Source organism: Stutzerimonas stutzeri (assembly GCF_000219605.1).
Lineage (GTDB): Bacteria > Pseudomonadota > Gammaproteobacteria > Pseudomonadales > Pseudomonadaceae > Stutzerimonas > Stutzerimonas stutzeri.
In genome coordinates this window covers 1,962,536-1,987,186 of the sequence record NC_015740.1, presented here as the reverse complement: position 1 = coordinate 1,987,186, position 24,651 = coordinate 1,962,536, and the positions used below count along the sequence as shown (strand labels likewise).

Below are 24,651 nucleotides of genomic sequence, written 5' to 3'. Positions count from 1 at the left end.
CAGCCTGAATCGGATGACCCCATTCTTGGGCAGGGCATATGGCACGAAAATGCTACTTGAGTACCGGAAAAGGCCTGCCTAGGTAGCATCGCGACGAAACAACGCAGGCGGTGCCTAGCGTGCGGAACCGACGCCGGCGGCGCTGATGGCGAAAAGGCCGGCCCCTGAGGGAGCCGGCCTTTGCGGTTACAGCGCAGAGCGCTGTGTTCAGGGCGTGGGGACGCTCGACGTACGCACCACTGCATCGCTACGGATGGCGCGACCTACGGTTCGGCTGCCATCCGCGCCCTGTATTCGGCTTAGAAGCTGAGTGCCGCACCCACTGCGAAGGTACGGGTTTCTTCATCCAGCGCTGCAGTGTCGCGCCCTTCGATCTCGAACTGGTTCAGCTCGGCGACCAGGGTCAGGTTGTCGTTGATGCTGTGGAACAGCGCGATGCCGCGGGTTTCGTAGTCGGCTGCACTGCCCAGACCGTTGCCGTCGTCCTTGGTCTTGCCGTAGGACAGCGCCACGCGGTTCTTGCCGAAACGGTAGGAGCCCTGCAGCAGGTAGCCGTCGCTGTCCACTTCACGCAGCAGCGCCTCGCCGGCATTGTTGGTGAAGAACGGGTTGATGCCCTCGGCCTGGAAGCCCGAAGCGGTCAGCGACAGGTTGCCCATCTTGGCCTGCACACCGTAACCCAGGCCCTTGGAGTCAACCTTGTCGATGCTGCTGTCGGTGTTGTCCGAGCTCTGCTGCATGCCGTTGATCCAGGTGTAGAACTGGGTACCGCCCAGTTCGAACTCGTAGGTCACCTCGGCTTCGAAACGTGGCGCTTCCTGGTAGGCCTTGTCCAGATCGGAATCGGTGTCCTCGGTGGTGTCCACAGGGTCCATGATGCCCGCGGCGATACGCAGACCATTCATCTTCGGCGAGCGGTAGGTGATCTGCGAAGTCGGGAACGGGTACGGGTAGCCGGTACCGATGTTGCCGAAGGAGACGCCGCCGCCATCGACCAGCCCCAGGGTGTCGCTGACCTGGCCGTAGCCGCTGAGCATCTCGTCGAGCAGGATGTTGGAACGACCGAACAGACCGAAGTCCTTACCGAACAGCACTTCACCCCATTGCTCGTTGGCCGCGGTGGCGTAGAACTGACGTACGTCGATGCCGGTTTCGGTACCGTTGGTATCGCTATCGTTGATGGTGACCCAGAACGAGGAGCGGCCGCCCAGCTTGAGGTCGCCGACCTGCTTGCCGAAGTTGAAGCCGATCCAGTTGGGCAGGAAGCCCATCTTCACCCGAGACTGCTTGCGATCGAACTGCTCGCCGTCCCGCTCCACGTCGCTGTGAACGTAGAAGGTGTTGAAATAACCATCGGTGGAGAAAGTGGTGTCGTTCTCGTCATAGAGCACGATCTCAGCCATGGCCGACTGGCTGACAGTCATGGCAACAGCACTGGCCAGGGCCAGTGGCAGCAGGGTTGATACGGCTTTCTTGTTGTTGTGCATGGCGCTCTCCGCTGTATTGACGACTCGCAGTCGTGTCGGGAGCGATTATCGAAAGGCCCTCCTGGCGCACATACGCTGCGATAGCGGCGAAACGCTACTACTTTCGGCACGCAGACCGTCTTGCCCGCAAAGCATCTCCTCCCTGCGGCTGATCGACCAGGCTTAGGTCGTACACCCAAAGCAGCGCACAGCCCAGCCGTCGCGCCTGCGATGACTGGGGTGAATGCAGCGGAAAGGAGTGGGCGACGGTTACGAGGTCAGCGGCTGTGCCAGCGCGTATCCGCAGCGTCGGCATTGGCGACCACGATCCAGCCGCCATCGGCCGCCCTTAGGGCCCGCAGTTGCAGGCGTAGTGCCTCGGAGTCGAGTTGCGCCATCGCCGCGGCGACCGCAACCGGATGGCCGGCATCGCAGCCTGCCAGTAGCGCCTGCCAGTTGGCCTCGGCATGACGGCGTATATCGCTGCCACCTGGCGGCGCACCGCTGGCTTGGGAAGCGCGGGTGGGCTGGTCGTCCAGCTGACCGGCAAAGGATTCGAGGAAGGCTTCAATATGGCCAAGGAGCTCGCCAGCCGTCGCGCTGGGTGATTGCACCGCAAAGACCAGCCCGCCCTGCCCGCCGAACTGGCGGAAGCCGCAGAACACCGCATAACCGAGCTGCAATTCGCTGCGCAGGCGGCGGAAGAACGCGCCCTCCATTAGCCGCGCCAGCTGACGCCAGGCGGCTTCGACCGCAGGGGTGCGAGACGGCAGCGGGCAGAACAGCACCAGTGCAGTCTCCGTTCCGGGGTCGCCGAAGCGGCACCAGCGATAGGGAGCGGGATTGGCGTCATCTCGCTGCACGAGCGGCGTGGCAACGCCGGGCAGCTCATCCAGCACATCATGCAGCGGGCCGCTCAGGTGCATCGGCAACCCGACGGCCAGTGCGTCCCACTGTGACAGAAGCCATGCCTGCGCGAGGGCCGACTGATCCAGCTCCCCGCCCCCATCGGCCACCGGTGGCTCGAGCAGAACGGGCAAGCGACGTAGCAGCTGGCGAATGAGGATTTCGTCCGCACCGGGCCGCACGGCGTCGGCCAGCAAACGGCGGCCCTGGTCGAACACGGCTGCCGGTGGCTGTTCCAGGATCCCCACCAGGTCGCGCAGGATCACGGGAAGCGCTTCGGCATAACCGAACAGCGCGAGGCACCAGCTGCGTCCGTAGTTCTCGAAGCGCAGCTCGACGCCGGCCTGCTCGGCCGCCAGGGTATAAGGCTGCAGGGCAGCCTGGAGCACGTACCAGAGTCCCGGTACCGGCTGCTGCGCAGCGAAACGCCAGCGCAGGTAGAGCGCGCCCAGCCCTCCGGAGGCCTCGCCGTCGCCATATGCAAGCCAGCGCAGCCCGGCTTTCTCCGCAGTCACCCGGCGAGGCGGCAGCCGTTCGCTCAACCAGCGATTATGTGAAGGCAGGCGCCACTGCCAATCCGGTGCTGCATGCACCACCAGGCGTTCCATGGACAGCCGCAAAGCGAAACCCTGCGGCGACGGCTCGATAGGCTCAGACAGGTCTCCGTCCTCGTCATCGACAGTTAGGATCAGCGGCTGATTGCGGTGCAGCTGCTCGCCCAGCGCCTCGAGCCCTTGGCGCACGCGTTGCGCATCGAGGGTCGGCGTCCAGGCCGCCGGGTCCACCCAGTAGCGCAGCAGGGAAAGCGGCTCGCGGCCCAACAGCCCGCGCTGGCGGATCTGCACGTATTCGTCCCAGACAACCGCCCACGCAGCCTCGGATGTCATGAAGCGCAGCCACTGCTGCACGGCGGCGACGACCTGGGTGCGCGCGGCGATGCCCTGGTCGGTCAGCTGCAGCTCGACGACCGCCACACCCTGTCCGCGATGCCAGTACGGCACGCGCAATGTGACCCGATCGCACCAGTCCGGCTCGCGCAGCCGCGCCAGCAGACTGTCCGGCGCCTGGGAAGCCAGCCCTGCCCCAAGCAGATCGAGCGCTACTGCGGCTTCGCCCGGCAGACCATCCAGGGCAAATGCCAGATTCAGACAGGGCCGCGCGCCGGCGACCTGCAGGCGCAACGCGGGACCTTCGGCCATTCGCAGCGGTGGGATCGAACGGGTGACGGGCTCACCGCCCGGCAACTGACATTCCGGGCAATCGAGCGTCTGCAGAACCTGCTGAAGGGCAAAGGGCGCCGCGATCAGCAGTTCGAGCTGGCCCGTCTGGTAGAAGCGCCGGTGATAGCCGTGCAGCGCCCGCTGAAATGCCTCGTCTTCCACCGGCAGCGTCTCGCGGTTGCCGGCGTGAAACGCCGCGAACGGATGCGCTTCGCCAAGCGCTGTGCCGATGGCGGCATCGCAGAGGGTTTCGCGGTCGCGGCCGCGCGCCAGGAATTCTGCCTGCAGCACTTCCCGCTCGCGCAATTGCGCCGCTGGGTCGAGCAGTGGTCGGGCCAGCATGTCGAGAAGACGCTTGAGCGCATCGTCGAACGCGTCGCTCGGTACCTGGAAGAAAAAATCAGTGTGGCGTTCGCGGGTCGACGCGTTGAGCTGACCGCCACAGCCCTGCACGAAGGGCATCAGCGACTGCGCCTGGGGATAGGCGTGACTGCCAAGAAACAGTAGGTGTTCGAGAAAGTGCGCCAGGCCGGGATAATCGAGCGGAGCATCGTGCGCACCGGCATGCACACGCACCAGCGCCGCGGCCTGGCTGCCAGGCGGCAACGCGATGACGCCCAGCCGCATGCCGCCGGGCAATCGATGGCGCGATGGCGGCACGGCAGATGGAACGCTGGGTTTCATGGCTGGTACTCCTTTACGCCGCGCAGGGATTCGCTCAGGTGTCCAGCTGGCCGGCGAGAAACTGCCGCAGGCGGCGTTGCATCAGCTTGCCGGAACTGCCGAGGCAGGCGATCGGCGAACCCGCAAGGGCCTCGCGCCCGAGCTCGGCGGCCTCGCCGGCCAGCGCCAATGGGCAATCCAGGCTCAGCGACAGCTTGTTCAACTGGCGCAGCTGAACCTCGTTCGGCGGTACGTTGGAGAACATCACCAGCCCCTGAGGACGCATCTTGTCGCACACCAGCGCCAGCTCCTCGAGTGGCTGACCGAGCGGCAATACCGTGACGGCCAGGCTGTCACCGCTGAGCAAGAGGCCGGCCACCAGCAATTCCAGTTCACGGCACTGCCCCGGCAGCGCGCTCAGCAGGACACGCTCGGCGCCCGGCACACGGGCCAGTTGCAAGCGCTGCAGCGCCCGCGCGCGCAGGAAAGCGTCGAGGAACAACCACTCGCTGCTTCCACCGAATTCGTCCTGGCGCAGCAACAACGCCTGCCAGACCGGTAGCAGCACGTCCTGGAACACCACGGCCAGCGGATAGGTGGAGAAGACCTGGCCATATAGCTGCTCCAGGCGCACCTCGTCGAAACTATTCACGGCTTCGCGCAGCTGCGCTTGCCACTCACCCCACTCCCCACTGACAACTATTGCGGGCTCCTCAGCTTCGCGGGTTGCCGCGCTGCGCGCCAGGATGCTGCCGACCTTGCTTACCGCCACGCCACGCTCGGTCCAGGAAAGGATGCTGCGTACCGCTTCCACATCTGCCATCGAGTACAGCCGATGGCCACTGTCCGTGCGTGTCGGCCGGATCAGTCCGTAGCGGCGTTCCCACGCGCGTAAAGTCACCGGGTTGACACCAGTAAGGCGGGAAACCTCGCGGATAGGAAATAGCTCCTGCTGCTCGAACGCATTCGAGGCCAGGTTCGAAGCGCCGGAAGAATCGGTCATGGGGCGGCTCGCTGGAAGAGAATGCCGAGATTGTAACCCAGCGTTTCGCAGCATACCCTCTACGAACGTTGTACAAACCCGAGGTGCGATGAAATGACGCCCGATCTGCCGTTGACGCTCTATGTCGATCGCGCCTGCCCGCTCTGCGCCCGTGAAATCCGCTGGCTAGAAAAAAAGGCCGATCCTGCACGGCTGCTACTAGTCGATATCAGCGCTGCAGACTTCAACTCCGACGGCCTCGACCGAGACGTAACGCAACTGCGCAGGCGCTTGCATGCGCGTAGCGCCAGCGGAGTCTGGTTGACTGGCGTGGACGCTACCTACTGGAGCTGGCGTCTGGCGGGCCACGGCGTTTGGGCCACCCCGCTCGGCTGGCAGCCACTGCGCCCGCTGCTACTGCTCGGCTACCAGCTGTTCGCCGTGCTACGCCCCCATCTGGATTGGCTGCCGCATCCCGACGGTGCGAATCGTTGTGCCACCCAGTGCAACGTCCCGCAGAAGCCGTCGAACGCTGACGGCACAACCGAAGATCACCGTTAGTTCTGTGCGAGCAGCGGCATGCGCAGGCCAAGCCCGAACTCCACAGCTGCCGGGCGGCCGATCATCTCGTCATGGCTGACCGGCTGCCGCCAGTAGACCTCGCGCACACCGCACGCCCGAAGCTCCCGCTTCAAGCTGCCCTGGTCGCTCCAGACGTTACGCTGGCCTACGGCGAACTGCCGCCGGCGACCGCTGCGCTCGACCACCCAGGCGCTGTATCCACAGCAGCGCAAACCATGCAGCTCGACCCGCTCTATTCGGCCGAGACATAGCGCAATACGTAGCCTCAACCTCGATACGCTCAGTTTCATATTCGGATACCTGTACAGATTCGCTTGTCCGCATAGCCAGGCAATTGCTCTCTGCCTGCCAAACTGCGGGTTCCAGCGAAGCAGCTTTCGTTTCAGTAGAATATTCCTGTACATTTATCTGTACAACAACGAATATTCGTATAGCTTTATTGCATCCAGTACCCGCTGTGCATCCACAACAGCGCCCGCCTTACGAAAGGAACCGTCATGAACGATCTGCCTGGTCATTACCGCGAAATATTGTCCGGGGTGGGTGAAAACCCCGAGCGCGAAGGTCTGCGCGATACGCCGCAACGCGCGGCAAAGGCGATGCAATACCTGTGCGGCGGTTACAACCACAGCCTGGAAGAGATCGTCAACGGCGCGCTTTTCGCCTCGGACAACGACGAGATGGTTATCGTCAAGGACATCGAGCTGTACTCTCTGTGCGAGCACCACATGCTGCCCTTCATCGGCAAGGCCCATGTGGCATACATCCCCACCGGGCGCGTACTGGGCTTGTCGAAGATCGCGCGGATCGTCGACATGTTCGCCCGCCGGCTGCAGATCCAGGAAAACCTGACCCGCCAGATCGCCGAAGCCATTCAGGAAGTCACCGGCGCCGCTGGTGTTGCGGTGGTGATCGAAGCCAAGCACATGTGCATGATGATGCGCGGCGTAGAGAAGCAGAACTCGGTGATGAACACTTCGGTGATGCTCGGCGCCTTCCGCAGCTCCTGCAACACACGGATGGAATTCCTCCAGCTGATCGGGAGGGGCCAGTGATGTCGCGTCTGGAGCCTGGAATGGCACGCATCCGGGTGAAGGATCTGCGCCTGCGCACCTACATCGGCATCAATGAGGACGAGATCCTCAACCGTCAGGATGTGCTGATCAACCTGAATATCCTCTACCCGGCGGTCGAGGCGGTGCGCGACAACGACATCGAGCAGGCGCTCAACTACCGCACCATCACCAAGGCGATCATTCGTCATGTCGAGCACAACCGCTTCGCCCTGCTCGAGCGCATGACCCAGGAAATCCTCGACCTGGTGATGGCACATCCCGCGGTGAGCTACGCCGAGGTGGAAGTCGACAAGCCGCATGCGCTGCGCTTTGCCGATTCGGTCTCGATCACCCTCGCTGGCAGTCGCTGAGCACGGGGTCGTGAATATCCGCCGCATTGTGCTCGCCAGCCTGCTGTCGCTGATCCCGCTGATCCCGCTGATCGCAGCGGCGAGCTGGCGCGAAGCCGTGCCACAGGCGCGACTGATCGGTGAAGGCCAGTTGCGCTTCTTCGGTTTGCGCATCTATGACGCGCGCCTTTGGAGCGATGCCGCGCCTCTGCAAGCCCGGACGCCGTTTGCGCTGGAACTGACCTATCACCGCTCCATCAGCCGCAACGACCTGGTGCGCACCAGCCTGGAAGAGATTCAGCGACTGTCCGGTGAATCGCTTGATGTCGAACAGCTGCGTCGCTGGCGCGCAGACATGCAGCAGGCCTTCGTCGATGTAAAGGCTGGTGACCGAATCACCGGCGTCTTCTTGCCCGGGCGCGGTTGCCGCTTCTACGTGAATGATCGCCTGCAGCATGAGGTCGCCGACGCTGCGTTCGCCGACGCGTTCTTCGCCATCTGGCTCGACCCGCGCAGCCGCGACCAGAAGCTGCGCCGCAACCTGCTGGGCCAGCGATGAAAAGCCGGGCACTGGCGGCCTATGGAATGCTCGGCCTGCCGCTGGCGATGGCCATGCTACCGATCTATGTGCTGGTGCCGAATTTCTATGCGGCCGATCTCGGCCTCGGTCTGACGCTGACCGGCGCGGTGCTGTTTCTCGCCCGTCTGCTGGACACCGTGCAAGACCCCGGGCTTGGCCGCCTTATCGATCGTCGCTCACCACGCGGCTGGACCATTCTGCTCGGCGGCGCGGCTGTGTTGCTGAGCCTGGCGATGGCGGCACTGCTGATCCCACCCGGCAACTTCGGCAGCTTCGGCCTAGCCGCTTGGCTCGGCGCGTTGCTGGCGCTCACCTATACCTTGCACAGCCTGATCAACATTACCTATCTGGCCTGGGGCGCGCGCCTCTCCGACCAGCCGGATACCCGCACCCGAGTCGCTGCCTGGCGCGAAGGTGCCGGGCTGTTCGGCGTGGTGCTCGCCAGCGTGCTGCCTACCGTGCTGGCGACGCAATATGGCATGGCCGCGGCACTGGTAACCTTCGCCGCCACCTTCGCCGTGCTGCTGTTTCTCGGCACGGCGACCTTGTTGTTCGGCGCCCCACGCCCCCATCGCGCCGTGCGCACGCAAGCCAGCAGCTGGCGACTGCCGCTGCGCAATCGTGCGTTCCAGCGGCTGGCGGGCGTCTACTTCATCAATGCCGTGGCCGTGGCGATTCCGGCCACCCTGGCGCTGTTCTTCATCGCCGACCGTCTGCAACTGGCGCAACTGACCGGCCTTTTCCTAGCGTTGTACTTCATCAGCGGCGCATTGGGTCTGCCACTCTGGACCCGTCTGGCTGATCGTCTCGGCAAACGGCGCAGCTGGCGGATCGGCATGCTCACCGCCTGCGCGGCCTTTATCTGGGCGGTGCTGCTGGAGCCAGGCTCGGCCTGGGCCTATGCCGGCGTTTGCGTGATGTCCGGTCTCGCCCTCGGGGCCGATCTGGCCCTGCCTCCGGCGCTGCTGGCCGACATCATCCCAGTCGAGGAGCGCGACTCGACCGCCGCCTACTTCGGCCTGTGGAGCTTTCTCGCCAAGCTGGCGCTGGCACTCGCCGGTCTGGCTTTGCCATTGCTGGCGTTGAGCGACTACCAACCAGGCACCGCGGCCGGCTGGAACCTTGCGCTGGTCTACGCCGGCCTGCCCTGCTTGCTGAAGCTGGTGGCGGCGCGGCTGATCACATCCCTGCCCTGCGGAGAAACGAAACCATGAAAAAGGTACTGATCCTGGCTTGCTGCCTGCTGTTGCTCAGCTGCACCGCCGTCGACGTCGAACATTACCGAGACGAGGAGCCGCAGCTGGATCTGCGCAAGTATTTCGTCGGCACGGTTGATGCCTGGGGCATGTTCCAGAAGCGCTCCGGCGAGGTCGTCAAGCGCTTCCATGTCGAGATCGAAGGCAGCCTCGATGGCGATAAGCTGATCCTCGACGAACACTTCCGCTACAGCGACGGCACTACCCAGCAGCGCGTCTGGACGCTGACCGAGAAAAGCCCGGGGCACTGGCGCGGCACGGCTGCAGACGTGGTCGGCGAGGCCGTTGGCGAGGTGGCCGGCAATGCCCTGCGCTGGCGCTACGTGCTCAGCCTGCCGGTGGATGACAAGGTCTACGACGTACACCTGGACGACTGGATGTACCTGATCGACGAGAACACCCTGGCCAACCGTTCGTTCATGAGCAAGTTCGGCGTGGAGGTGGGACAGGTCACCCTGTTCTTCCGCAAACGCAACGAATGAGCTGATGGCACTTGCAAGGCACCGAGCGGGCCAAGTTGTTCTAGAATGCGCGGCATGCCCCTTCAGGATGTCGTGACATGATCAATGCCAAGCTGTTGCAACTGGTTATCGAAGCCTCCAACGACGGGATCGTGGTCGCCGAGCAGGAAGGCGACGACAACATCCTGATCTACGCCAACCCAGCGTTCGAGCGGCTGACCGGCTATGCGGTCGACGACATCCTCTACCGCGACTGCCGCTTCCTGCAGGGCGAGGACCGCGACCAGCCGGCCCTGCAGGCCATTCGCGAGGCGGTGAAGAACAACCAGCCGTGCCGCCAGATCATCCGCAACTACCGCAAGGACGGCACACCGTTCTGGAACGAGCTTTCCATTACGCCGGTATTCAACGAAGGTGACCAGCTGACCTACTTCATCGGCATCCAGAAGAACGTCACTGCCGAGGTCGATGCGCTGCAACGTGTCGAAGCGCTGGAAGCGGAAATCCGCGAACTCAAGGCAAAGTTGAGCCAGCAGCAGAATTGAATGCAGCACGGCCAACACCTGGTTGGCCGCAGCTCAAGGCGCACCGCTGCAAGTGCGCCTCTACTTCCAGCCCCAAAAAACAAGACCTAAGTGTCGTAACCTGAGCGCGGCAGATGTGGGATACTGGCACCTTGCCACTTAAATCCTGCCGTGGGCACTTCACGCCCTAGGATCTGTCTTGACGATCAATGCTGTCGTAGAAAACGCGGTCATGCTGCTCGCGTTATGTTGGCTGCTGGCTTTCACCACACGTAGTTGGAACCGGAGCGGTCAGCTCTCTGCAAAATTGCTCGCTGGACTCTGGTTCGGCAGCGCCTGCATCTTCGGCATGCTGAACACCAGCATCGGCCAGACCGGAATCATTCTCGACGCCCGCACCGTTGTCCTCAGCATGGCTGGGTTGTTTGGCGGCCCTATAGTGGCTGGAACCGCCGGCGTGCTGGCTGGCGGCTACCGTATTTGGATCGGCGGACCAGGTCTCGTCCCCGGACTTGCCAACATCCTCCTGCCGATCCTGCTAGGCATCGGCTACCGATGCGCCTACCGCCAGCGGTGGCTACGTATCGGCTTCTGGCAGCTGCTCGCCTTCGGTCTGCTGCTACACCTCGGCGTGTTGGGCCTCGTCGCGTTGCTGCTACCCAGTCCACTTGGCGCCTCCGCAATGGCGGAAATCGCCTTACCGGTATTGCTCGCACTGCCGCTGGCAACTGCCACCCTAGGCGTGATGCTCAATGACCTACTGGAACGCGATCGTTTCGAACAGGCGCTGCGCTTCAGCGAAGCACGGCTGCGGGCCATTACCAAGGCGATTCCCGACCTGCTCATGGTTATCGACGAAGATGGCCGCTACCTGGAGATCCTTTGCGCTGAACGCAGCCTGCTCTACGATGATGCGAGCAAGCTGCTTGGCCGTCGTCTGCATGACGTGATGGCCGAGGCGGAAGAGCGTCGCTTTCTCGACTTCATCCAACGAACCCTGAACAGCGACATGCCACAGCTGATCGAATACAGCATGGCTACCCTGGGTGGGCCAAAGGTGTTCGAAGGTCGAGCTTTACCACTGGAGCTACCGGAAGGACAAAAGCGTGCGGTGGTCTGGCTGAGTCGCGATATCACCGACAGAGTGAATACCGAACTGGAGCGCAGGATTGCCGCCATCGCGTTCGAATCGCAGCAAGGCATGCTGATCACTGATGCGCAGAACCGCATCCTGCGGGTGAACCGTGCCTTCACGCGCATCAGTGGGTACAGCGCCGAGGAAGCTATCGGCCAAACCACCGCCCTGCTCGCCTCAGGGAAACACAGCGCAGAGTTCTACCGCTCGATGTGGTCCAGTATCGAATCCAGTGGTGTCTGGGAGGGTGAAATCTGGAACCGCCGCAAGAGCGGGCAGATATTCCCTGAATGGCTGTCCATCAGTGCAGTACGCAACGTGCGAGATGAAATTACCCACTATGTCGTGGCTTTTACCGACATTACTGATCGCAAGGCAGCCGAAGAACACATCCACAACCTGGCGTTCTATGACCCCCTGACCGGCTTGCCGAACCGGCGTCTATTGCTCGATCGCCTGCACCAGGCGATGGCTGCGAGCCGACGCAGCAGCCAGCTGGGCGCCTTGATGTTCATCGATCTGGACAACTTCAAGAACATCAACGACCTGCACGGCCACCAGACCGGCGACCAGGTGTTGCGCGTCGCCGCCGAGCGGCTGCACGGCGATGTGCGGGCCAGCGACACGGTCGCGCGATTTGGTGGTGATGAGTTCGTGGTGATGCTGGAAAGTCTGGGGGACGATCCATTACAGGCCGCAGCCCAGGCCGAGCATATCGGCATGAAACTGCTCGGCTCACTGGATCGACCGTACCAGCTGAACGACGTCAGCCTGTACAGCAGTGCAAGCATCGGCGTGGTGCTGTTCGGCGCGGACGCCAGCAGCAGCGACGAGTTGATGAAGCGCGCCGATATGTCGATGTACGAGGCGAAGATCGCCGGCAAGAACGCTCTGCGCTTCTTCGATCCACGCATGCAACAAGCTGTGCAAGAACGCCTACGCCTGGAAGACGAGATACGCCAGGGGCTGATAAACGGCGAGTTCGTACTGCATTTCCAGCCGCAGCTCGAACATGCCGAAGGCATTGTCGGCGCCGAAGCACTGGTGCGCTGGCAGCATCCTCAGCGCGGTCTGCTAACCCCGGCTGCCTTCATCAGACAGGCTGAACACGCCGGCCTTATCCACGCCCTCGATCAGCAGGTTCTGACCCAGGCGTGCGCACAGCTCGCGCAATGGGCAAAAGTGGCGGCATTCGCTGAACTGACCCTTTCGGTCAACCTCAGCGCACACCTGCTGTATCAGGACAATTTCGTGGAGAAGCTGCTTGAACTGCTGGAGCAAAGCGGCGCAAACCCGGCCCGACTCAAGCTGGAGCTCACCGAAACGCTTCTGCTGGACAACATGTCTGAAGCCATCAGCCGCATGACCCGACTGAAGGACCGCGGCATCCGCTTTTCCATCGACGATTTCGGCACAGGCTATTCGTCGATGAGCTACCTGCAGCAATTGCCGCTGGATCAGCTGAAGATCGATCAGACCTTCGTTCGCCGGCTGCCGGAGGACACCAGCAGCCTGACCATCGTGCGTTCGATCTGCGCGCTGGCCAGCGGATTGGGTCTGGAAGTTATCGCCGAAGGCGTCGAATGCGAACCGCAGAGGGTGATGCTGCTCGCCAATGGCTGCTACCACTTTCAGGGCTACCTGTTCGGCAAGCCGCTATCCGTGGAGGCCTTCGAGCAGCTGATTCATGCCGCAGGGACCGACGAAGGCACGCAGGGATAGCACTGGGAAGAGCCGCCGCGGCACCTCCCAGCCGTTATTGCTACAGCGCCAGTGGCGCGCGACTGCACAGCTTCACCAACGCCTGCACCCAGTCCTCGTGAGTGTTTAGACACGGCACCAGCACCAGCTCTTCGCCACCGGCCTCGACGAACTGCTCGCGCCCGCGGTCGCCAATCTCCTCGAGGGTTTCAATGCAGTCGGCGACAAAGGCCGGGCACATTACCAGCAACTTCTTCACCCCACGCTCGGCGAGCTCGTCCAAGCGCGCCTCGGTATAGGGCTCGATCCACTTGGCTCGCCCCAGACGCGACTGGAAAGAAACCGACCACTGATCGTCGCGCAACCCCGCCTTCGCGGCGAATCCGGCAGCGGTACGCATGCACTGCGCGCGATAACAGCTGGCGAGCACGGCGCCCTCAGCCCGCTGACAGCAGTCGTCACTCTTCAGGCAATGCGAACCTGTCGGATCGACCTTGTGCAGGTGGCGCTCGGGTAATCCGTGAAAACTCAGCAGCAGGTGATCGAAATCCTGCTCAAGATGCGGCCTGGCACTGGCTGCCAGCGCTTCGAGATATTCCGGCTGATCGTAGAACGGCTGAAGAATCGACAGCTGCAGGCTCAGTCCGCGCTCACGGATGACCCGGCGCGCCTCTTCGATGACGGTCGTGGTGGTGCTGTCAGCAAACTGCGGATACAACGGAGCCAGCGTCACCTGGTTGATGCCCTGTCCGGCCAGGCGGGTCAGTGTGGTTTCGATGGACGGCTCACCATAACGCATCGCCAGTTCGACCGGCCCTTGCGTCCAGTGCGGTTTTACAGCCTCCTGCAAACGGCGACTGAGCACGACCAGCGGCGAGCCTTCCGGCCACCAGATCGAGGCATAGGCATGTGCGGACTGCTCGGGCCGCTTGATCAGGATCATCGAGACCAGCAGGCGGCGCAGCGGCCACGGCAGATCGACCACGTACGGGTCCATCAGGAACTGGTTGAGGTAGCGGCGCACATCGGCGACTTCCGTGGAGGCTGGCGAACCCAGATTGACCAACAACAACGCCTGCTCTGTCATGCAAACTTCCTGACTACGTTAAAGGGTGGCGCCTCGCTCCAGGCAGGCGCGCTATTTTCACACAGGGTGCACCGCTCAGGGGTGCGTCAATAAGTCGGCCAGCGCCGAGTCCAGATCGGTGAAGCGAAAGCTGTAGCCCTCCTCCTGCAGCCGCTGCGGCTGGGCGTGCTGGCCACCGAGCAGCAACCCGGCAAGTTCGCCGAGCAAAGGCTTGAGCAGCGCTGCCGGAACCGGCAGCAACGCCGGTCGATGCAGGCAGCGGGAAAGGCTGCGAGTGAACTCCAGGTTGCGTACCGGCGTCGGTGCGCAGGCATTGTACGGGCCGCTGGCCGCCGGCTGCCGCAGAAGAAAATCAATCAGACCGATTTGGTCTTCGATATGAATCCAGGGCATCCACTGCCGGCCATTGCCCAGCCGGCCACCCAGCCCCAGGCGAAACGCTGGCAGCAAGCGCTGCAGGAAGCCGCCATCACGCGCCAGCACCAGCCCGGTGCGTATCAGCACCACGCGAATACCCAACACCGCGGCCTCGCTGGCGCGCTCTTCCCAGGCGTTGCACAGCTGGCTGGCGAAGTCGGCGGTGACCGGCTGATCAGCTTCGGTCAGGCGGTGCTCGCCGCCGTCGCCGTACCAGCCGACTGCCGAGCCAGAGATCAGCAGCGCCGGCTTCTGCTCGCGCCGGCCCAACCACTCCACCAGCTCCTCGGTCAGCCTCACTCGGCTGTCCCAGAGCAGGCTCTTGCGTGCCTTTGTCCAAGGTCGGTCGGCTATGGGCGCACCGGCCAGGTTCACCACGGCGTCCAGCGCTACCGCATCGAGCTGCTGCAGGCTGCCGACGCCCTTTACCTCGGCGCCGCACAGCTGCGCCACACGCTGCGGTGAGCGGCTCCAGACCCAGAGTCGATGCCCGTCGGCCTGCCAGCGACGACACAGCGCGCGCCCGATCAACCCGGTACCGCCGGTGAGCAAGATGTTCATGGTGAGCTCCTGTTGCGCTGCGCGCTGTGCTGGTCGACCCGCCTGAACTACAGCATACACCTATACATGGTTATTCGAATGTACAGCTGATGGCGCCCCGTTCGTTGCAGAAAGAGCCGCCACCGTCGGTACCGCTGGGAGCCTGAAGCGCGTATTGACGGTCCGCCAAGGATGCGACACCGCGTTGCTGAGCGTTATTCTGCCGGCAGCCGCCTTCTTGTACAAGAAAATGCATGCGATCTTGTACATCACATATTGACTTGTACAAGACGAAGAATATGATGACATCAAGTTGTACAGAAATTCATCTTGTACAAGAGGTTGTCATCATGCACACCACGCTCCCCACCCCCCGAATCGGAATCAGCGCCTGCCTGCTCGGCAACCCGGTGCGGTTCAATGGCGGCCACAAGGAATCGCGCCTGTGCAGCGAGACACTCGCACAGCATTTCGAATTCGTGCCGGTCTGCCCGGAAGTGGCCATCGGTCTCGGCACGCCGCGTGAACCGATCCGCCTGGTGGGCGATGCCGATGCGCCGCGTGCGGTCGGCACGGTGCGCCCGGAGCTGGACGTGACCGACGCGCTGTCCGCCTACGGTCGGCAGATCGCCGAGCAGCTACACGACATCAGCGGCTACATCCTGATGCAGAAGTCGCCGTCCTGCGGCATGGAGCGGGTCAAGGTCTATGCCGCCAACGGCCACACCCTGCCCGGCGGTGGCACCGGCGTGTTCGCCCAGGCCTTGATGCAGGCACGCCCCGATCTGCCGATCGAGGAGGATGGACGACTGAACGATGCCGTGCTGCGCGAGAACTTCCTCACCCGCGTCTACGCCTACGCCGACTGGCAGCGCCTGCTGCAGACCGGTCTGAGCCGTCGCGCCATCGTCGATTTCCACTCGCGCTACAAGTACCAGCTCATGGCCAGCAACCCGCTGGAGTACAAGGCGCTCGGCCGACGGGTCGCGGCCCTGGCCGAGCACGCGCTGGAAGATTTCGCCCCAGGCTACTTCAGCCAGCTGATGCGGGCGCTGAAGAAGCCCGCCACTCGCGGCACGCATTGCAACGTGCTGCTGCACCTGAGCGGCTACCTGAAGGATGCCCTCGGATCGGACGACCGCCGTGAACTGCGCCGGCTGATCGACCAGTACCGCGAAGGCGTGATTCCGCTGGTAGTGCCGCTGACCTTGCTCAAGCACCACTTCCGCCGCCACCCGGACCACTACATCGCGCGCCAGGCCTACCTGCAGCCGCACCCCGAAACACTCAGTCTGCGTAACGGAATCTGACCATGATCGAACCAACGGACCTGGCGCAGCTGACCGCCGACGGCCTGCTGCCCATCCGCGAAGTGGCCCGCATCACCGGCGTAAACGCCGTGACCCTGCGCGCCTGGGAGCGCCGCTACGGGCTTATCGTACCGCTGCGCACGGCCAAGGGGCACCGGCTGTACGACGACACCCACATCGAGCGCATCCGTGACATCGTCACCTGGCTCAATCGCGGCGTGGCGGTCAGCCAGATCAGGACATTGCTCGGCACCAGCACGCCGCCGGAGCTGCCGCAGCAGAATCAGTGGTCTGCACTGCTCGACGAGCTCTTGCAGGCGATCGATCGCTTCAGCGAACGGCAGCTGGATGACGCCTTCAACCGCGCGGTCGCCCTTTACCCGCCGCGCACGCTTTTCCAGCACCTGCTGCAGCCGCTGCTCGAAGCCCTGGAGCGACGCTGGCAGGGCCAGTACGGCGCATCGCTGGAGCGCGTGCTGTTCCACTCCTGGCTGCGCAGCAAGCTGGGCAGCCGCATCTATTTCAACAATCGCCAGCAGGCAGGCCGCCCGTTGCTGCTGGTCAATCTCGACCAGGACAGTTTCACGCCCGGCCTCTGGCTGAGCGCCTGGCTGATCTCCAGCACCGACTGCCCGGTGGAAGTCATCGAATGGCCGGTGCCGCTCAACGAGCTGAGTCTGGCCGGCGAACGCATTCGGCCGCGCGCCGTCCTGCTGTATGCCAGCAACAGCCTGCCGGGCCTTTGCCTGCAGCGAGACCTGCCGCGCCTGCTCGAACAGAGCGCCGCACCGCTGTTCATGACCGGCCCGGCCGTGCACATCCACGCGCCGGTGCTGCAGGGCCAGCGTGGCCTGACACTGGCCCACGATCCGCTGAGCGCCCTGCAGTGCCTGCAGCACGCCGGCCTGTTGCCCGGCAGCGAGGGAGGTGCCGCATGACGCAGCTGATCTGGCTGCGCAGCGATCTGCGCACGAGCGACAACACCGCCCTGGCGTCTGCCATGGCCGCCGGCCCTACCGTCGCGGTCTACCTGATCACGCCCGGCCAGTGGCTCGCCCATGACGATGCCGTCTGCAAGGTGGACTTCTGGCTGCGCAACCTCGTCGAGCTGGCGGGCCGGCTGCAGGCGCTCAATGTGCCGCTGCTGATTCGCGACGTAGAGGATTGGCAGGCCGCGCCCGACGCGTTGCTCAAGCTCTGCCAGGAGCTGGCCGTGCAGCGCCTGCACTACAACGACGAATACGGCGTCAACGAGCAACGCCGTGACCAGGCCGTTGTCGCCCGGCTGCGGGCCGCCGGCATCGACGTGCGCGGCTATCTCGACCAGCTGCTGTTCGCGCCGGGTAGCGTGCTCACCCAGTCGGGTGGCTACTTCAAGGTGTTCGGCCAGTTCCGCCGCGCCTGCCTTGCACGCCTGGCGATGTCGCTGCCGGCATGCGTCGCGCCACCGGCCCCGCAGCAAGCCATGACCGTCACCAGCGACGTGCCACCGGACGAGGTGCGCGGCTTCGATCGGCCGAGCGACTACCTGCGCACGCTGTGGCCCGCCGGCGAAACCTTCGCCCAGCACCGCCTGGCGGCGTTCATCGAAGACGATCTGCACCAGTACCACCAACGCCGCGACCTGCCGGCCGAACCCGGCACCAGCCAGCTGTCGGCTTATCTCGCGGCTGGTGTCATCTCCATCCGCCAGTGTCTGCACGCGGCCGTGGCAAGCAACCGCGGCGAGCTGGACAGCGGGAGCGCCGGCGCCACCACCTGGATCAACGAGCTGCTCTGGCGTGAGTTCTACAAGCACATCCTGGTCGGCTACCCACGGGTCTCGATGCACCGCGCCTTCCGCGCCGAGACCGAAGCGCTGCCGTGGCGCCGCGCGACCGACGAGCTGCAGGCCTGGCAAGAGGGCCGCACCGGTTTTCCGATCATCGATGCGGCGATGCGGCAGCTGCGGGAAACCGGCTGGATGCACAACCGCCTGCGCATGGTCACGGCCATGTTCCTCAGCAAGAACCTGCTGATCGACTGGCGCGAGGGCGAGCGCTGGTTCATGCGCCACCTGATCGACGGCGATCTGGCCGCCAACAACGGCGGCTGGCAGTGGAGCGCGTCCACCGGAACCGACTCGGTGCCCTACTTCCGCCTGTTCAACCCCATCAGCCAGTCACAGCGCTTCGACCCGGACGGCCAGTTCCTGCGCCGCTGGCTGCCGGAACTGCAGGGACTGGGCAAGCGCGAGATACACAACCCATCCGCGCAGCGCAGCCTGTTCGGCAAGGCCGATTACCCGGCACCGATCATCGACCTCGGGGAAAGCCGCGCGCGAGCCCTGGACGCCTTCCGCAACCTGCCGGACGTCCGGCCATGAGCAGCTTCCTGCATCGCTTCGCGGCCGAGTTCGCCAATCTGGATGCCGACAAGCTGGAGCGCCTGGGCGAGCTCTACAGCGATGACGTGCATTTCACCGACCCGCTGCACGAGGTGGTCGGTCTGATTGAACTGCAGCGTTATTTCGCCGAACTGTACGCCAACGTAGAGCAGCTGCATTTCGAGTTCATCAGCCACGACCAGGTGTGCGAGGGACAGGGCTACCTGCGCTGGCTGATGAGCTTTCGCCACCCGCGCCTCAATCGCGGCCAGCTGATCAGCCTGGAAGGGTGCTCGCTGTTGCGCTGGAACGCCGACGGCAAGGTGGAGCGGCATCGCGACTATTTCGATGCCGGCGCGCTGCTCTACCAGCACGTACCGCTGCTCGGCTCGGCGATCCGCTGGCTGCAGCGGAGACTGGCATGAACCTCTCGCGTCGGATCTGGCTGACCGGTGCCAGCAGCGGCATCGGCCTCGAACTGACACGTCTGCTGCTGGCCGAGGGGCATTGTCTGGCGCTATCGGCACGTCGCGCCGAGCCGCTGCTGGCGTTTGCCCGACGCTATCCGGGGCGGGTACTGGCACTGCCTGGCGACCTCACCGACAGCGAACAGGTACGTGCCATCGGCGCGGCGATCGAGTCGCACTGGGGCGCGCTGGACAGCGTGATCCTCAATGCCGGCAGCTGCGAGTACATCGACGCCCGGCATTTCGAGGCGGCCCTGCTGCAGCGGGTCGTGCAGACCAACCTGTTGTCCGCCGGCCATTGCATCGAGGCTGCACTGCCCCTGCTGCGGCAGGGGGTGCGACCGCATCTGGTCGGCATCGGCAGCTCGGTGACCTGGCTGCCGCTGCCGCGCGCCGGAGCCTACGGCGCCTCGAAGGCCGCGCTGCGCTACCTGCTCGAATCGCTGCGTCTGGACCTGGCTGGCGAAGGCATCGACGTCACGCTGGTCAGCCCGGGGTTCGTCGATACACCGCTGACCCGTCACAACGACTTTCCCATGCCCATGCGCTGGCCGGCGGACAAGGCTGCACGACAGATCGCCCGGCGCCTGGAACGCCGCCCGCTGCACATCGCCTTTCCCGCACCGTTCATCGCCGTGCTGCGCCTGCTCTCGCACCTGCCCGCGCGCCTGCAGTTCGCCCTCGGTCGGCGACTGGCGCGCACGCCTCTCAAGGAAGGATAACCATGAAGATCGCCATCATCGGCAGCGGTATTGCCGGTCTCACCTGTGCGCATCTGCTGGCCCGCCAGCACGCCGTCACCGTGTTCGAGTCGGCCAGCTGGATCGGCGGCCACACCCATACGGTGGACGTGCGCGTGCACGGACGCGACTACGCGGTGGACACCGGCTTCATCGTCTTCAACGACTGGACCTACCCCAACTTCATCAAGCTGCTGGGCCAGCTCGGAGTCCGCTACAAGCCCACCGAGATGAGCTTCTCGGTCTGCGACCCCCAGCGGGACCTGGAATACAACGGGCACAGCCTCAACACCCTGTTCGCTCAGCGCAGCAACCTGCTCTCGCCCCCCTTCTGGGGCATGCTGCGCGACATCCTGCGCTTCAATCGCGAGGCGCTGGACGACTACCACAACGGTCGCATCACCCCTCAGGTCACCCTTGGCAGCTACCTCCGACTCGGTCGCTACAACCAGCGCTTCATCGATCACTACATCGTGCCCATGGGTGCGGCGATCTGGTCGATGTTGCCGGCCGACATGCTGGAGTTTCCGCTGGAGTTCTTCATCCGCTTCTGCAAGAACCACGGGCTGCTGTCGGTGAACGACCGCCCGCAGTGGTACGTGGTCGAGGGCGGATCGAGCGCATACGTGTCACCGCTGACCAAGGGCTTCAGCCAGCATATCCGCCTCAACTGCCCGGTGTTCGAGGTGCTGCGCGACGAGCATGGCGTGACGATCCAGAGCCCGGCCGGTGCCGAGCGTTTCGACAAGGTGATCTTCGCCTGCCACAGCGACCAGGCGCTGCGCCTGCTGGCACAGCCGAGCCAGGCGGAACGCGACATCCTCGGCGCCATCGGCTACGCCGGTAACGACGTGGTGCTGCACACCGATATCCGCCTGCTGCCCAGGCGCCCGCGTGCCTGGGCCAGCTGGAACTACCGTCTCGGCGGACCGAGCCAGCAGCCGGCAGCCGTCACCTACAACATGAACATCCTGCAGGGTATCGAGGCGCCACAGACCTTCTGCGTCAGCCTCAACCAGACCGACGCCATCGATCCGGAGCAGATTCTCGCGCGCTTCACCTACGCCCATCCGCAGTACAGCCTTGCCGGCATCGCCGCCCAGGCCCGCGCCGCGGAGCTGCAGGGTGCCAACCACAGCTACTTCTGCGGCGCCTATTGGGGCAACGGTTTCCATGAGGACGGCGTGGTCAGTGCCCTGCGCGTCGCCGCAGCCTTCGGAGCCGCGCTGTGAACGGCGCCATCGTACACAGCGCGCTGTACCGCGGCTGGGTGCAGCACCGGCGTTTCGCGCCGCGCGCCCATGCGTTCAGCTACCGCATGGGGCTGCTCTACCTGGACCTGGCCGAGCAGGATGCGGTGCTCGGCCTTTCACCGCTGAGTGGCCGTGGGCGCTTCGCCCCCTTCTCCTTCCGCGAGCGCGACTACCTGCCGGAGTACACCGGACAGGGCATCGCACTGGCCGATGCCGTGCGCCAGCGCGTGAGCGAAGCGCTGGGTCGACCGGTCACCGGCGCGGTGCGCCTGCTGACCCAGCCGCGCAGCTGGGGCCTGTGCTTCAACCCGGTCAGTTTCTTCTATTGCTTCGATGAACAGGAGCAACTCGCCGCGGTGCTCTGCGAGGTGAGCAACACGCCCTGGCGTGAGCGTTATCACTACGTACTGCCGGCCAACGGCAACCGCAATCTGCGCTGCAGCGTGGCCAAGACCTTCCACGTCTCGCCGTTCCTGCCGGAGGCCCTGGAGTACCGCATGCGCTTCAACCCGCCGGGCCGGCGCATCGGCGTGCACATGGAGGACTGGCAGGGCGAACTGAAGCTGTTCGACGCCACCCTCGGCCTGGAACGCCAGCCGCTTGGCCGCGGCGCCGTGCATCGCTATCTGTTCGGTTTCCCCTGGATGACCGCCAAGACCCTGCTCGCCATCTATTGGCAGGCGCTGCGCCTGCTGCTCAAGCGCACGCCGATCTTCAACCATCGGCCCCCGACGAAGCCGTTCGGGTTGGCCGTTACCCACTCCACAGGAGGCCGCCATGAAGAGCCCTAGCCTGACCGTCAAAGCCCACCCGCTGGCCGGGATGGGACTGGCCGCCGGCCTGCTGCGCCGCACCGTGCTGCATCAGCTGTACAAGCTGCGTCACGGTCAGCTGACGCTGCACCACGGGGATCAGCAGCAGCTGTTCGGTGACCTGGCAAGCCCGCTGAAGGCCGAGATCCATGTGCTCGACGCCGGTCTCTGGGGATTGGTGGCCGCACGCGGCTCCATCGGCGCGGGCGAGGCGTACATCCATGGTTACTGGACCAGCCCTGACCTGACCGCCGTGATCCGCCTGTTCGTTGCCAACCTGGATGTGCTGGACAGCATCGAGCGCGGCGCGCTGGCGCTGTTCGGCCAGCCGGTGATCAAGGCGCTGCACTGGCTCAACCGCAACACCCGCGCCGGTTCGCAGCGCAATATCGCCGCGCATTACGACCTGGGCAACGAGCTGTTCGAGCGCTTCCTCGATCCGACCATGATGTACTCGGCGGCCATGTTCGCCACGCCCGAGCAGAGCCTGGAGGACGCCCAGCTGCACAAGCTGGAGCGCATCTGCGCGAAGCTCGATCTGCAAGCCGACGATCATCTGCTGGAGATCGGTACCGGCTGGGGCAGCATGGCGCTGTATGCCGCGATCCACCATGGCTGCCGGGTGACCACCACGACGCTGTCGCACGAGCAGTTCGCCTATACCCAAAGGCGCATCGAGGAAGAGGGTCTGCAGGACCGCATCACGCTGCTGCTCAAGGACTACCGCGATCTCGAAGGACGATTCGACAAGCTGGTTTCCATCGAGATGGTCGAGGCCGTGGGGCATGACTTTCTGCCAGGCTACTTCCGCCAGTGCGCGCGGCTGCTCAAGGACGACGGCCTGATGCTGCTGCAGGCGATCACCATCCGCGACCAGCGTTACGAGCAGGCGCGGCGCAATGTCGACTTCATCCAGCGCTACATCTTTCCCGGCGGCGCCCTGCCCTCGCTGCAGCGCATGCTCGATGTCGCCACGCAGCACACCGATCTGAACCTGCTGCACATGGAGGACTTCGGCGAGCACTACGCGCGCACCCTGCGCCTGTGGCACGAGAACTTCCGCCAGGCGCGTGGCGAGCTGGAGCGCCACGGTTACGACGAGCAGTTCTACCGCCTGTGGGAGTTCTACCTGTGCTACTGCGAAGGCGGCTTTCTCGAGCGCGCCATCGGCACCGCACAGCTGCTGCTGGGCAAACCGGGCACTCGTCGGAAACCCCTCTATGTCGGGTAATTCGGCGCCTCGGCTGCCGATAACCAGACCGCACATCATCCGGAGTCACCCATGAGCACCGATAGCGTCACGCTGCAAGCGCACTACCTCAAGGCCGACCGTATCATGCTCGGCGTGATCTGGTTTCTGCTGGCCTATTCCTGCGGGATCGCGGCGTTCTATGGCAACTGGGCACAGGCGCTGGTCATCGGCGGGCTGACCGCCGTCTCGATGACCGCGCTGTACCTGCTGATTCCTGGCCAACGTCTGTTGCGCTGCCTGATCGGTGCCGCGTTCATGGTGCTGGCCGCACTGCAGATCAACCAGGCCCATGGTCTGCTGGAAATGCATTTCGGCATCTTCGCCCTGCTGGCATTCCTGGTGTACTACCGCGACTGGCTACCGATCGTCGTCGCGGCCGCCACCATCGCGGTGCATCACCTGAGCTTCTTCGCCCTGCAGCAACAGGGCGCGGGCGTCTATCTGGTGCCGGAAGGAACCTGGGGCGTGGTGTTCCTGCATGCCTTCTACGTGGTACTGGAAAGCGCCATCCTCATCTACCTGGCGTTCCGCGCCAATGCCGAAGCCCGCGAAGGCGAAGCCCTGCTCGGCGCCGCTGCCGCCATCACCGCGCATCCCGAGCGCATCGACCTGAGCTGCCGCAGCCGCGCCAGTGGCCCGGTCACCCAGCGCTTCAATCATATGTTGGACCAGCTCGGCGAACTGGTCGGCGCGGTGGTGCGCGACACTGCAGGCCTGGACGGCACCGCGGCTAACCTGAGCACGGCGACACGCCAGCTGCGCGAGGGCGCCAGCCGCCAACTGGACGAAACCGCCTATATGGTCGAGGCGATGCAACAGATGACGGTGGCCATCGACGACGTCGCCGGCCATGCCGATCGCGCCGCCCAGGCCGCACAGGGTGCGAGTCGCAAGGCCGGTGACGGTCGCCTGGCGGTCAGCGGCGTGCGCAACGAGATCGGCACCCTGGCCGAACATATCGAGGGTACCGACCGCGTGGTGCAGGACCTGGCGGCACAAGCGGAGCAGATCGATCGCGTGCTGGAAGTGATCCGCAACATCGCCGAACAGACCAACCTGCTGGCCCTCAACGCTGCCATCGAGGCGGCGCGCGCCGGCGAACAGGGGCGCGGGTTCGCCGTGGTGGCCGACGAGGTGCGCAGCCTCGCGCGCAAGACTGCCGCCTCCACCAGCGAAATCCAGGGCATCATCAGCCGACTGCAGCAGGGCAGTCGCCAGGCCACCGAAGCGATGCACGACAGCCGCGCCAGCGTTGCCCGTTGCGTCAGTAGCAGCCAGGACACCACCGCCCTGCTCGACGCCATCGCCTACGAGATCGAAGCCATCAGCCAGATGAACGAGATGATCGCCGCGGCCACCCACGAGCAGACTGCCGTTTCGGCGGACATGGGCCGCCATCTGCAGAGCGTGCAGCAGGTGGCCGAACGCAACGCCGGGGATGCCAGCGCGCTGGACAGCGGCGGTCGCCAGCTGCACGAGCTGGCCGGCCGCCTCGGCAGCCTGGGTGGTCGCTTCGCCCTGTAACGG

Annotated in this window: 23 protein-coding genes; 17 read left to right on the top strand and 6 right to left on the bottom strand. The window is 64.5% G+C overall.

Annotated elements, in window-relative coordinates; all coding sequences use genetic code 11:
- Positions 1 to 299 precede the first annotated feature (299 nt).
- The 3 genes from PSTAB_RS09345 to PSTAB_RS09335 all read right to left on the bottom strand — a co-directional run bounded on the left by PSTAB_RS09345 (position 300) and on the right by PSTAB_RS09335 (position 5,258).
- The gene (locus tag PSTAB_RS09345; protein ID WP_013982685.1) at positions 300 to 1,487 is read right to left on the bottom strand and encodes a porin; all 1,188 of its coding nucleotides are present in this window, start codon (positions 1,485 to 1,487) and stop codon (positions 300 to 302) included.
- Between the two features lie 257 nt (positions 1,488 to 1,744).
- Positions 1,745 to 4,276: a pyrroloquinoline quinone biosynthesis protein PqqF gene (gene pqqF / locus PSTAB_RS09340; protein WP_013982684.1), complete on the bottom strand. Its 2,532-nt coding sequence runs from the start codon at positions 4,274 to 4,276 to the stop codon at positions 1,745 to 1,747.
- 34 nt (positions 4,277 to 4,310) lie between these two features.
- A complete protein-coding gene (locus PSTAB_RS09335; protein WP_013982683.1) occupies positions 4,311 to 5,258 on the bottom strand; it encodes a MerR family transcriptional regulator in 948 nt (315 codons plus the stop codon).
- Positions 5,259 to 5,351: 93 nt separating this feature from the next.
- Between PSTAB_RS09335 and PSTAB_RS09330 the strand changes: the two genes are divergently transcribed.
- Entirely contained in the window at positions 5,352 to 5,798 is a 447-nt protein-coding gene (locus tag PSTAB_RS09330; RefSeq protein ID WP_013982682.1) for a thiol-disulfide oxidoreductase DCC family protein, read from the top strand.
- Here the strand turns inward: PSTAB_RS09330 and PSTAB_RS09325 are convergent.
- Positions 5,795 to 6,109: a DUF6482 family protein gene (locus PSTAB_RS09325; protein ID WP_169313165.1), complete on the bottom strand. Its 315-nt coding sequence runs from the start codon at positions 6,107 to 6,109 to the stop codon at positions 5,795 to 5,797. The genes PSTAB_RS09330 and PSTAB_RS09325 overlap by 4 nt on opposite strands.
- Before the next feature lie 207 nt (positions 6,110 to 6,316).
- On the opposite strand from PSTAB_RS09325, the gene folE reads away from it, so the two are divergent.
- The 7 genes from folE (at position 6,317) to PSTAB_RS09290 (ending at position 12,902) form a co-directional block, all read left to right on the top strand.
- A complete protein-coding gene (gene folE / locus PSTAB_RS09320) occupies positions 6,317 to 6,874 on the top strand; it encodes a GTP cyclohydrolase I FolE (protein WP_013982680.1) in 558 nt (185 codons plus the stop codon).
- The gene (gene folX / locus PSTAB_RS09315) at positions 6,874 to 7,245 is read left to right on the top strand and encodes a dihydroneopterin triphosphate 2'-epimerase (RefSeq protein WP_003284525.1); all 372 of its coding nucleotides are present in this window, start codon (positions 6,874 to 6,876) and stop codon (positions 7,243 to 7,245) included. The genes folE and folX overlap by 1 nt, the downstream gene beginning before the upstream one ends.
- 10 nt (positions 7,246 to 7,255) lie before the next feature.
- Positions 7,256 to 7,783, top strand: a complete 528-nt coding sequence (locus PSTAB_RS09310; RefSeq protein WP_013982678.1) for a chalcone isomerase family protein — start codon at positions 7,256 to 7,258, stop codon at positions 7,781 to 7,783.
- Complete coding sequence (locus tag PSTAB_RS09305) at positions 7,780 to 9,018, top strand: MFS transporter (protein ID WP_041771722.1); 1,239 nt, start codon at positions 7,780 to 7,782, stop codon at positions 9,016 to 9,018. Before PSTAB_RS09310 ends, PSTAB_RS09305 begins: the two co-directional genes overlap by 4 nt.
- Positions 9,015 to 9,542: a DUF3833 domain-containing protein gene (locus PSTAB_RS09300; RefSeq protein WP_003284529.1), complete on the top strand. Its 528-nt coding sequence runs from the start codon at positions 9,015 to 9,017 to the stop codon at positions 9,540 to 9,542. Before PSTAB_RS09305 ends, PSTAB_RS09300 begins: the two co-directional genes overlap by 4 nt.
- Positions 9,543 to 9,619: 77 nt before the next feature.
- Positions 9,620 to 10,066: a PAS sensor domain-containing protein gene (locus PSTAB_RS09295; protein WP_003284530.1), complete on the top strand. Its 447-nt coding sequence runs from the start codon at positions 9,620 to 9,622 to the stop codon at positions 10,064 to 10,066.
- A gap of 178 nt (positions 10,067 to 10,244) precedes the next feature.
- On the top strand, positions 10,245 to 12,902 hold the full coding sequence (locus PSTAB_RS09290; protein WP_013982676.1) for an EAL domain-containing protein: 2,658 nt from the start codon (positions 10,245 to 10,247) through the stop codon (positions 12,900 to 12,902).
- Positions 12,903 to 12,942: 40 nt separating this feature from the next.
- Here PSTAB_RS09290 and hemH read toward each other — a convergent pair whose 3' ends face one another.
- Both hemH and PSTAB_RS09280 read right to left on the bottom strand, forming a co-directional pair.
- Positions 12,943 to 13,968, bottom strand: a complete 1,026-nt coding sequence (gene hemH, locus PSTAB_RS09285; RefSeq protein ID WP_013982675.1) for a ferrochelatase — start codon at positions 13,966 to 13,968, stop codon at positions 12,943 to 12,945.
- Between the two features lie 75 nt (positions 13,969 to 14,043).
- The gene (locus PSTAB_RS09280; RefSeq protein ID WP_013982674.1) at positions 14,044 to 14,946 is read right to left on the bottom strand and encodes a TIGR01777 family oxidoreductase; all 903 of its coding nucleotides are present in this window, start codon (positions 14,944 to 14,946) and stop codon (positions 14,044 to 14,046) included.
- Between the two features lie 329 nt (positions 14,947 to 15,275).
- On the opposite strand from PSTAB_RS09280, the gene PSTAB_RS09275 reads away from it, so the two are divergent.
- Genes PSTAB_RS09275 through PSTAB_RS09235 form a run of 9 tightly spaced genes read left to right on the top strand, consistent with a single transcriptional unit; the run spans position 15,276 to position 24,648 of the window.
- Positions 15,276 to 16,235 (top strand): YbgA family protein, encoded by a 960-nt coding sequence (locus PSTAB_RS09275; RefSeq protein WP_013982673.1) that lies wholly within the window; start codon positions 15,276 to 15,278, stop codon positions 16,233 to 16,235.
- 2 nt (positions 16,236 to 16,237) lie between these two features.
- A complete protein-coding gene (locus tag PSTAB_RS09270; RefSeq protein ID WP_013982672.1) occupies positions 16,238 to 17,173 on the top strand; it encodes a MerR family transcriptional regulator in 936 nt (311 codons plus the stop codon).
- Positions 17,170 to 18,600 carry a deoxyribodipyrimidine photo-lyase gene (phrB, locus tag PSTAB_RS09265; protein WP_013982671.1) on the top strand — a complete coding sequence of 477 codons (1,431 nt, stop codon included), beginning with the start codon at positions 17,170 to 17,172 and terminating at the stop codon, positions 18,598 to 18,600. The genes PSTAB_RS09270 and phrB overlap by 4 nt, the downstream gene beginning before the upstream one ends.
- Positions 18,597 to 19,025, top strand: coding sequence for a nuclear transport factor 2 family protein (locus PSTAB_RS09260; RefSeq protein WP_013982670.1), 429 nt, complete (start codon positions 18,597 to 18,599; stop codon positions 19,023 to 19,025). Before phrB ends, PSTAB_RS09260 begins: the two co-directional genes overlap by 4 nt.
- Entirely contained in the window at positions 19,022 to 19,789 is a 768-nt protein-coding gene (locus PSTAB_RS09255) for an SDR family NAD(P)-dependent oxidoreductase (RefSeq protein ID WP_013982669.1), read from the top strand. The genes PSTAB_RS09260 and PSTAB_RS09255 overlap by 4 nt, the downstream gene beginning before the upstream one ends.
- A gap of 2 nt (positions 19,790 to 19,791) precedes the next feature.
- On the top strand, positions 19,792 to 21,039 hold the full coding sequence (locus PSTAB_RS09250; protein ID WP_013982668.1) for an NAD(P)/FAD-dependent oxidoreductase: 1,248 nt from the start codon (positions 19,792 to 19,794) through the stop codon (positions 21,037 to 21,039).
- Positions 21,036 to 21,851, top strand: coding sequence for a DUF1365 domain-containing protein (locus tag PSTAB_RS09245; RefSeq protein ID WP_013982667.1), 816 nt, complete (start codon positions 21,036 to 21,038; stop codon positions 21,849 to 21,851). Before PSTAB_RS09250 ends, PSTAB_RS09245 begins: the two co-directional genes overlap by 4 nt.
- Positions 21,838 to 23,103, top strand: coding sequence for an SAM-dependent methyltransferase (locus PSTAB_RS09240; RefSeq protein ID WP_013982666.1), 1,266 nt, complete (start codon positions 21,838 to 21,840; stop codon positions 23,101 to 23,103). Before PSTAB_RS09245 ends, PSTAB_RS09240 begins: the two co-directional genes overlap by 14 nt.
- Before the next feature lie 51 nt (positions 23,104 to 23,154).
- Entirely contained in the window at positions 23,155 to 24,648 is a 1,494-nt protein-coding gene (locus tag PSTAB_RS09235) for a methyl-accepting chemotaxis protein (protein WP_013982665.1), read from the top strand.
- Positions 24,649 to 24,651 lie beyond the last annotated feature (3 nt).

Bases quoted from the DNA above. Each gene is read 5' to 3' on its own strand.
- PSTAB_RS09345 (WP_013982685.1), bottom strand. From the start codon at position 1,487: ATGCACAACAACAAGAAAGCCGTATCAACCCTGCTGCCACTGGCCCTG.
- pqqF (WP_013982684.1), bottom strand. From the start codon at position 4,276: ATGAAACCCAGCGTTCCATCTGCCGTGCCGCCATCGCGCCATCGATTG.
- PSTAB_RS09335 (WP_013982683.1), bottom strand. From the start codon at position 5,258: ATGACCGATTCTTCCGGCGCTTCGAACCTGGCCTCGAATGCGTTCGAG.
- PSTAB_RS09330 (WP_013982682.1), top strand. From the start codon at position 5,352: ATGACGCCCGATCTGCCGTTGACGCTCTATGTCGATCGCGCCTGCCCG.
- PSTAB_RS09325 (WP_169313165.1), bottom strand. From the start codon at position 6,109: ATGAAACTGAGCGTATCGAGGTTGAGGCTACGTATTGCGCTATGTCTC.
- folE (WP_013982680.1), top strand. From the start codon at position 6,317: ATGAACGATCTGCCTGGTCATTACCGCGAAATATTGTCCGGGGTGGGT.
- folX (WP_003284525.1), top strand. From the start codon at position 6,874: ATGTCGCGTCTGGAGCCTGGAATGGCACGCATCCGGGTGAAGGATCTG.
- PSTAB_RS09305 (WP_041771722.1), top strand. From the start codon at position 7,780: ATGAAAAGCCGGGCACTGGCGGCCTATGGAATGCTCGGCCTGCCGCTG.
- PSTAB_RS09300 (WP_003284529.1), top strand. From the start codon at position 9,015: ATGAAAAAGGTACTGATCCTGGCTTGCTGCCTGCTGTTGCTCAGCTGC.
- PSTAB_RS09295 (WP_003284530.1), top strand. From the start codon at position 9,620: ATGATCAATGCCAAGCTGTTGCAACTGGTTATCGAAGCCTCCAACGAC.
- hemH (WP_013982675.1), bottom strand. From the start codon at position 13,968: ATGACAGAGCAGGCGTTGTTGTTGGTCAATCTGGGTTCGCCAGCCTCC.
- PSTAB_RS09280 (WP_013982674.1), bottom strand. From the start codon at position 14,946: ATGAACATCTTGCTCACCGGCGGTACCGGGTTGATCGGGCGCGCGCTG.
- PSTAB_RS09275 (WP_013982673.1), top strand. From the start codon at position 15,276: ATGCACACCACGCTCCCCACCCCCCGAATCGGAATCAGCGCCTGCCTG.
- PSTAB_RS09270 (WP_013982672.1), top strand. From the start codon at position 16,238: ATGATCGAACCAACGGACCTGGCGCAGCTGACCGCCGACGGCCTGCTG.
- phrB (WP_013982671.1), top strand. From the start codon at position 17,170: ATGACGCAGCTGATCTGGCTGCGCAGCGATCTGCGCACGAGCGACAAC.
- PSTAB_RS09260 (WP_013982670.1), top strand. From the start codon at position 18,597: ATGAGCAGCTTCCTGCATCGCTTCGCGGCCGAGTTCGCCAATCTGGAT.
- PSTAB_RS09255 (WP_013982669.1), top strand. From the start codon at position 19,022: ATGAACCTCTCGCGTCGGATCTGGCTGACCGGTGCCAGCAGCGGCATC.
- PSTAB_RS09250 (WP_013982668.1), top strand. From the start codon at position 19,792: ATGAAGATCGCCATCATCGGCAGCGGTATTGCCGGTCTCACCTGTGCG.
- PSTAB_RS09240 (WP_013982666.1), top strand. From the start codon at position 21,838: ATGAAGAGCCCTAGCCTGACCGTCAAAGCCCACCCGCTGGCCGGGATG.
- PSTAB_RS09235 (WP_013982665.1), top strand. From the start codon at position 23,155: ATGAGCACCGATAGCGTCACGCTGCAAGCGCACTACCTCAAGGCCGAC.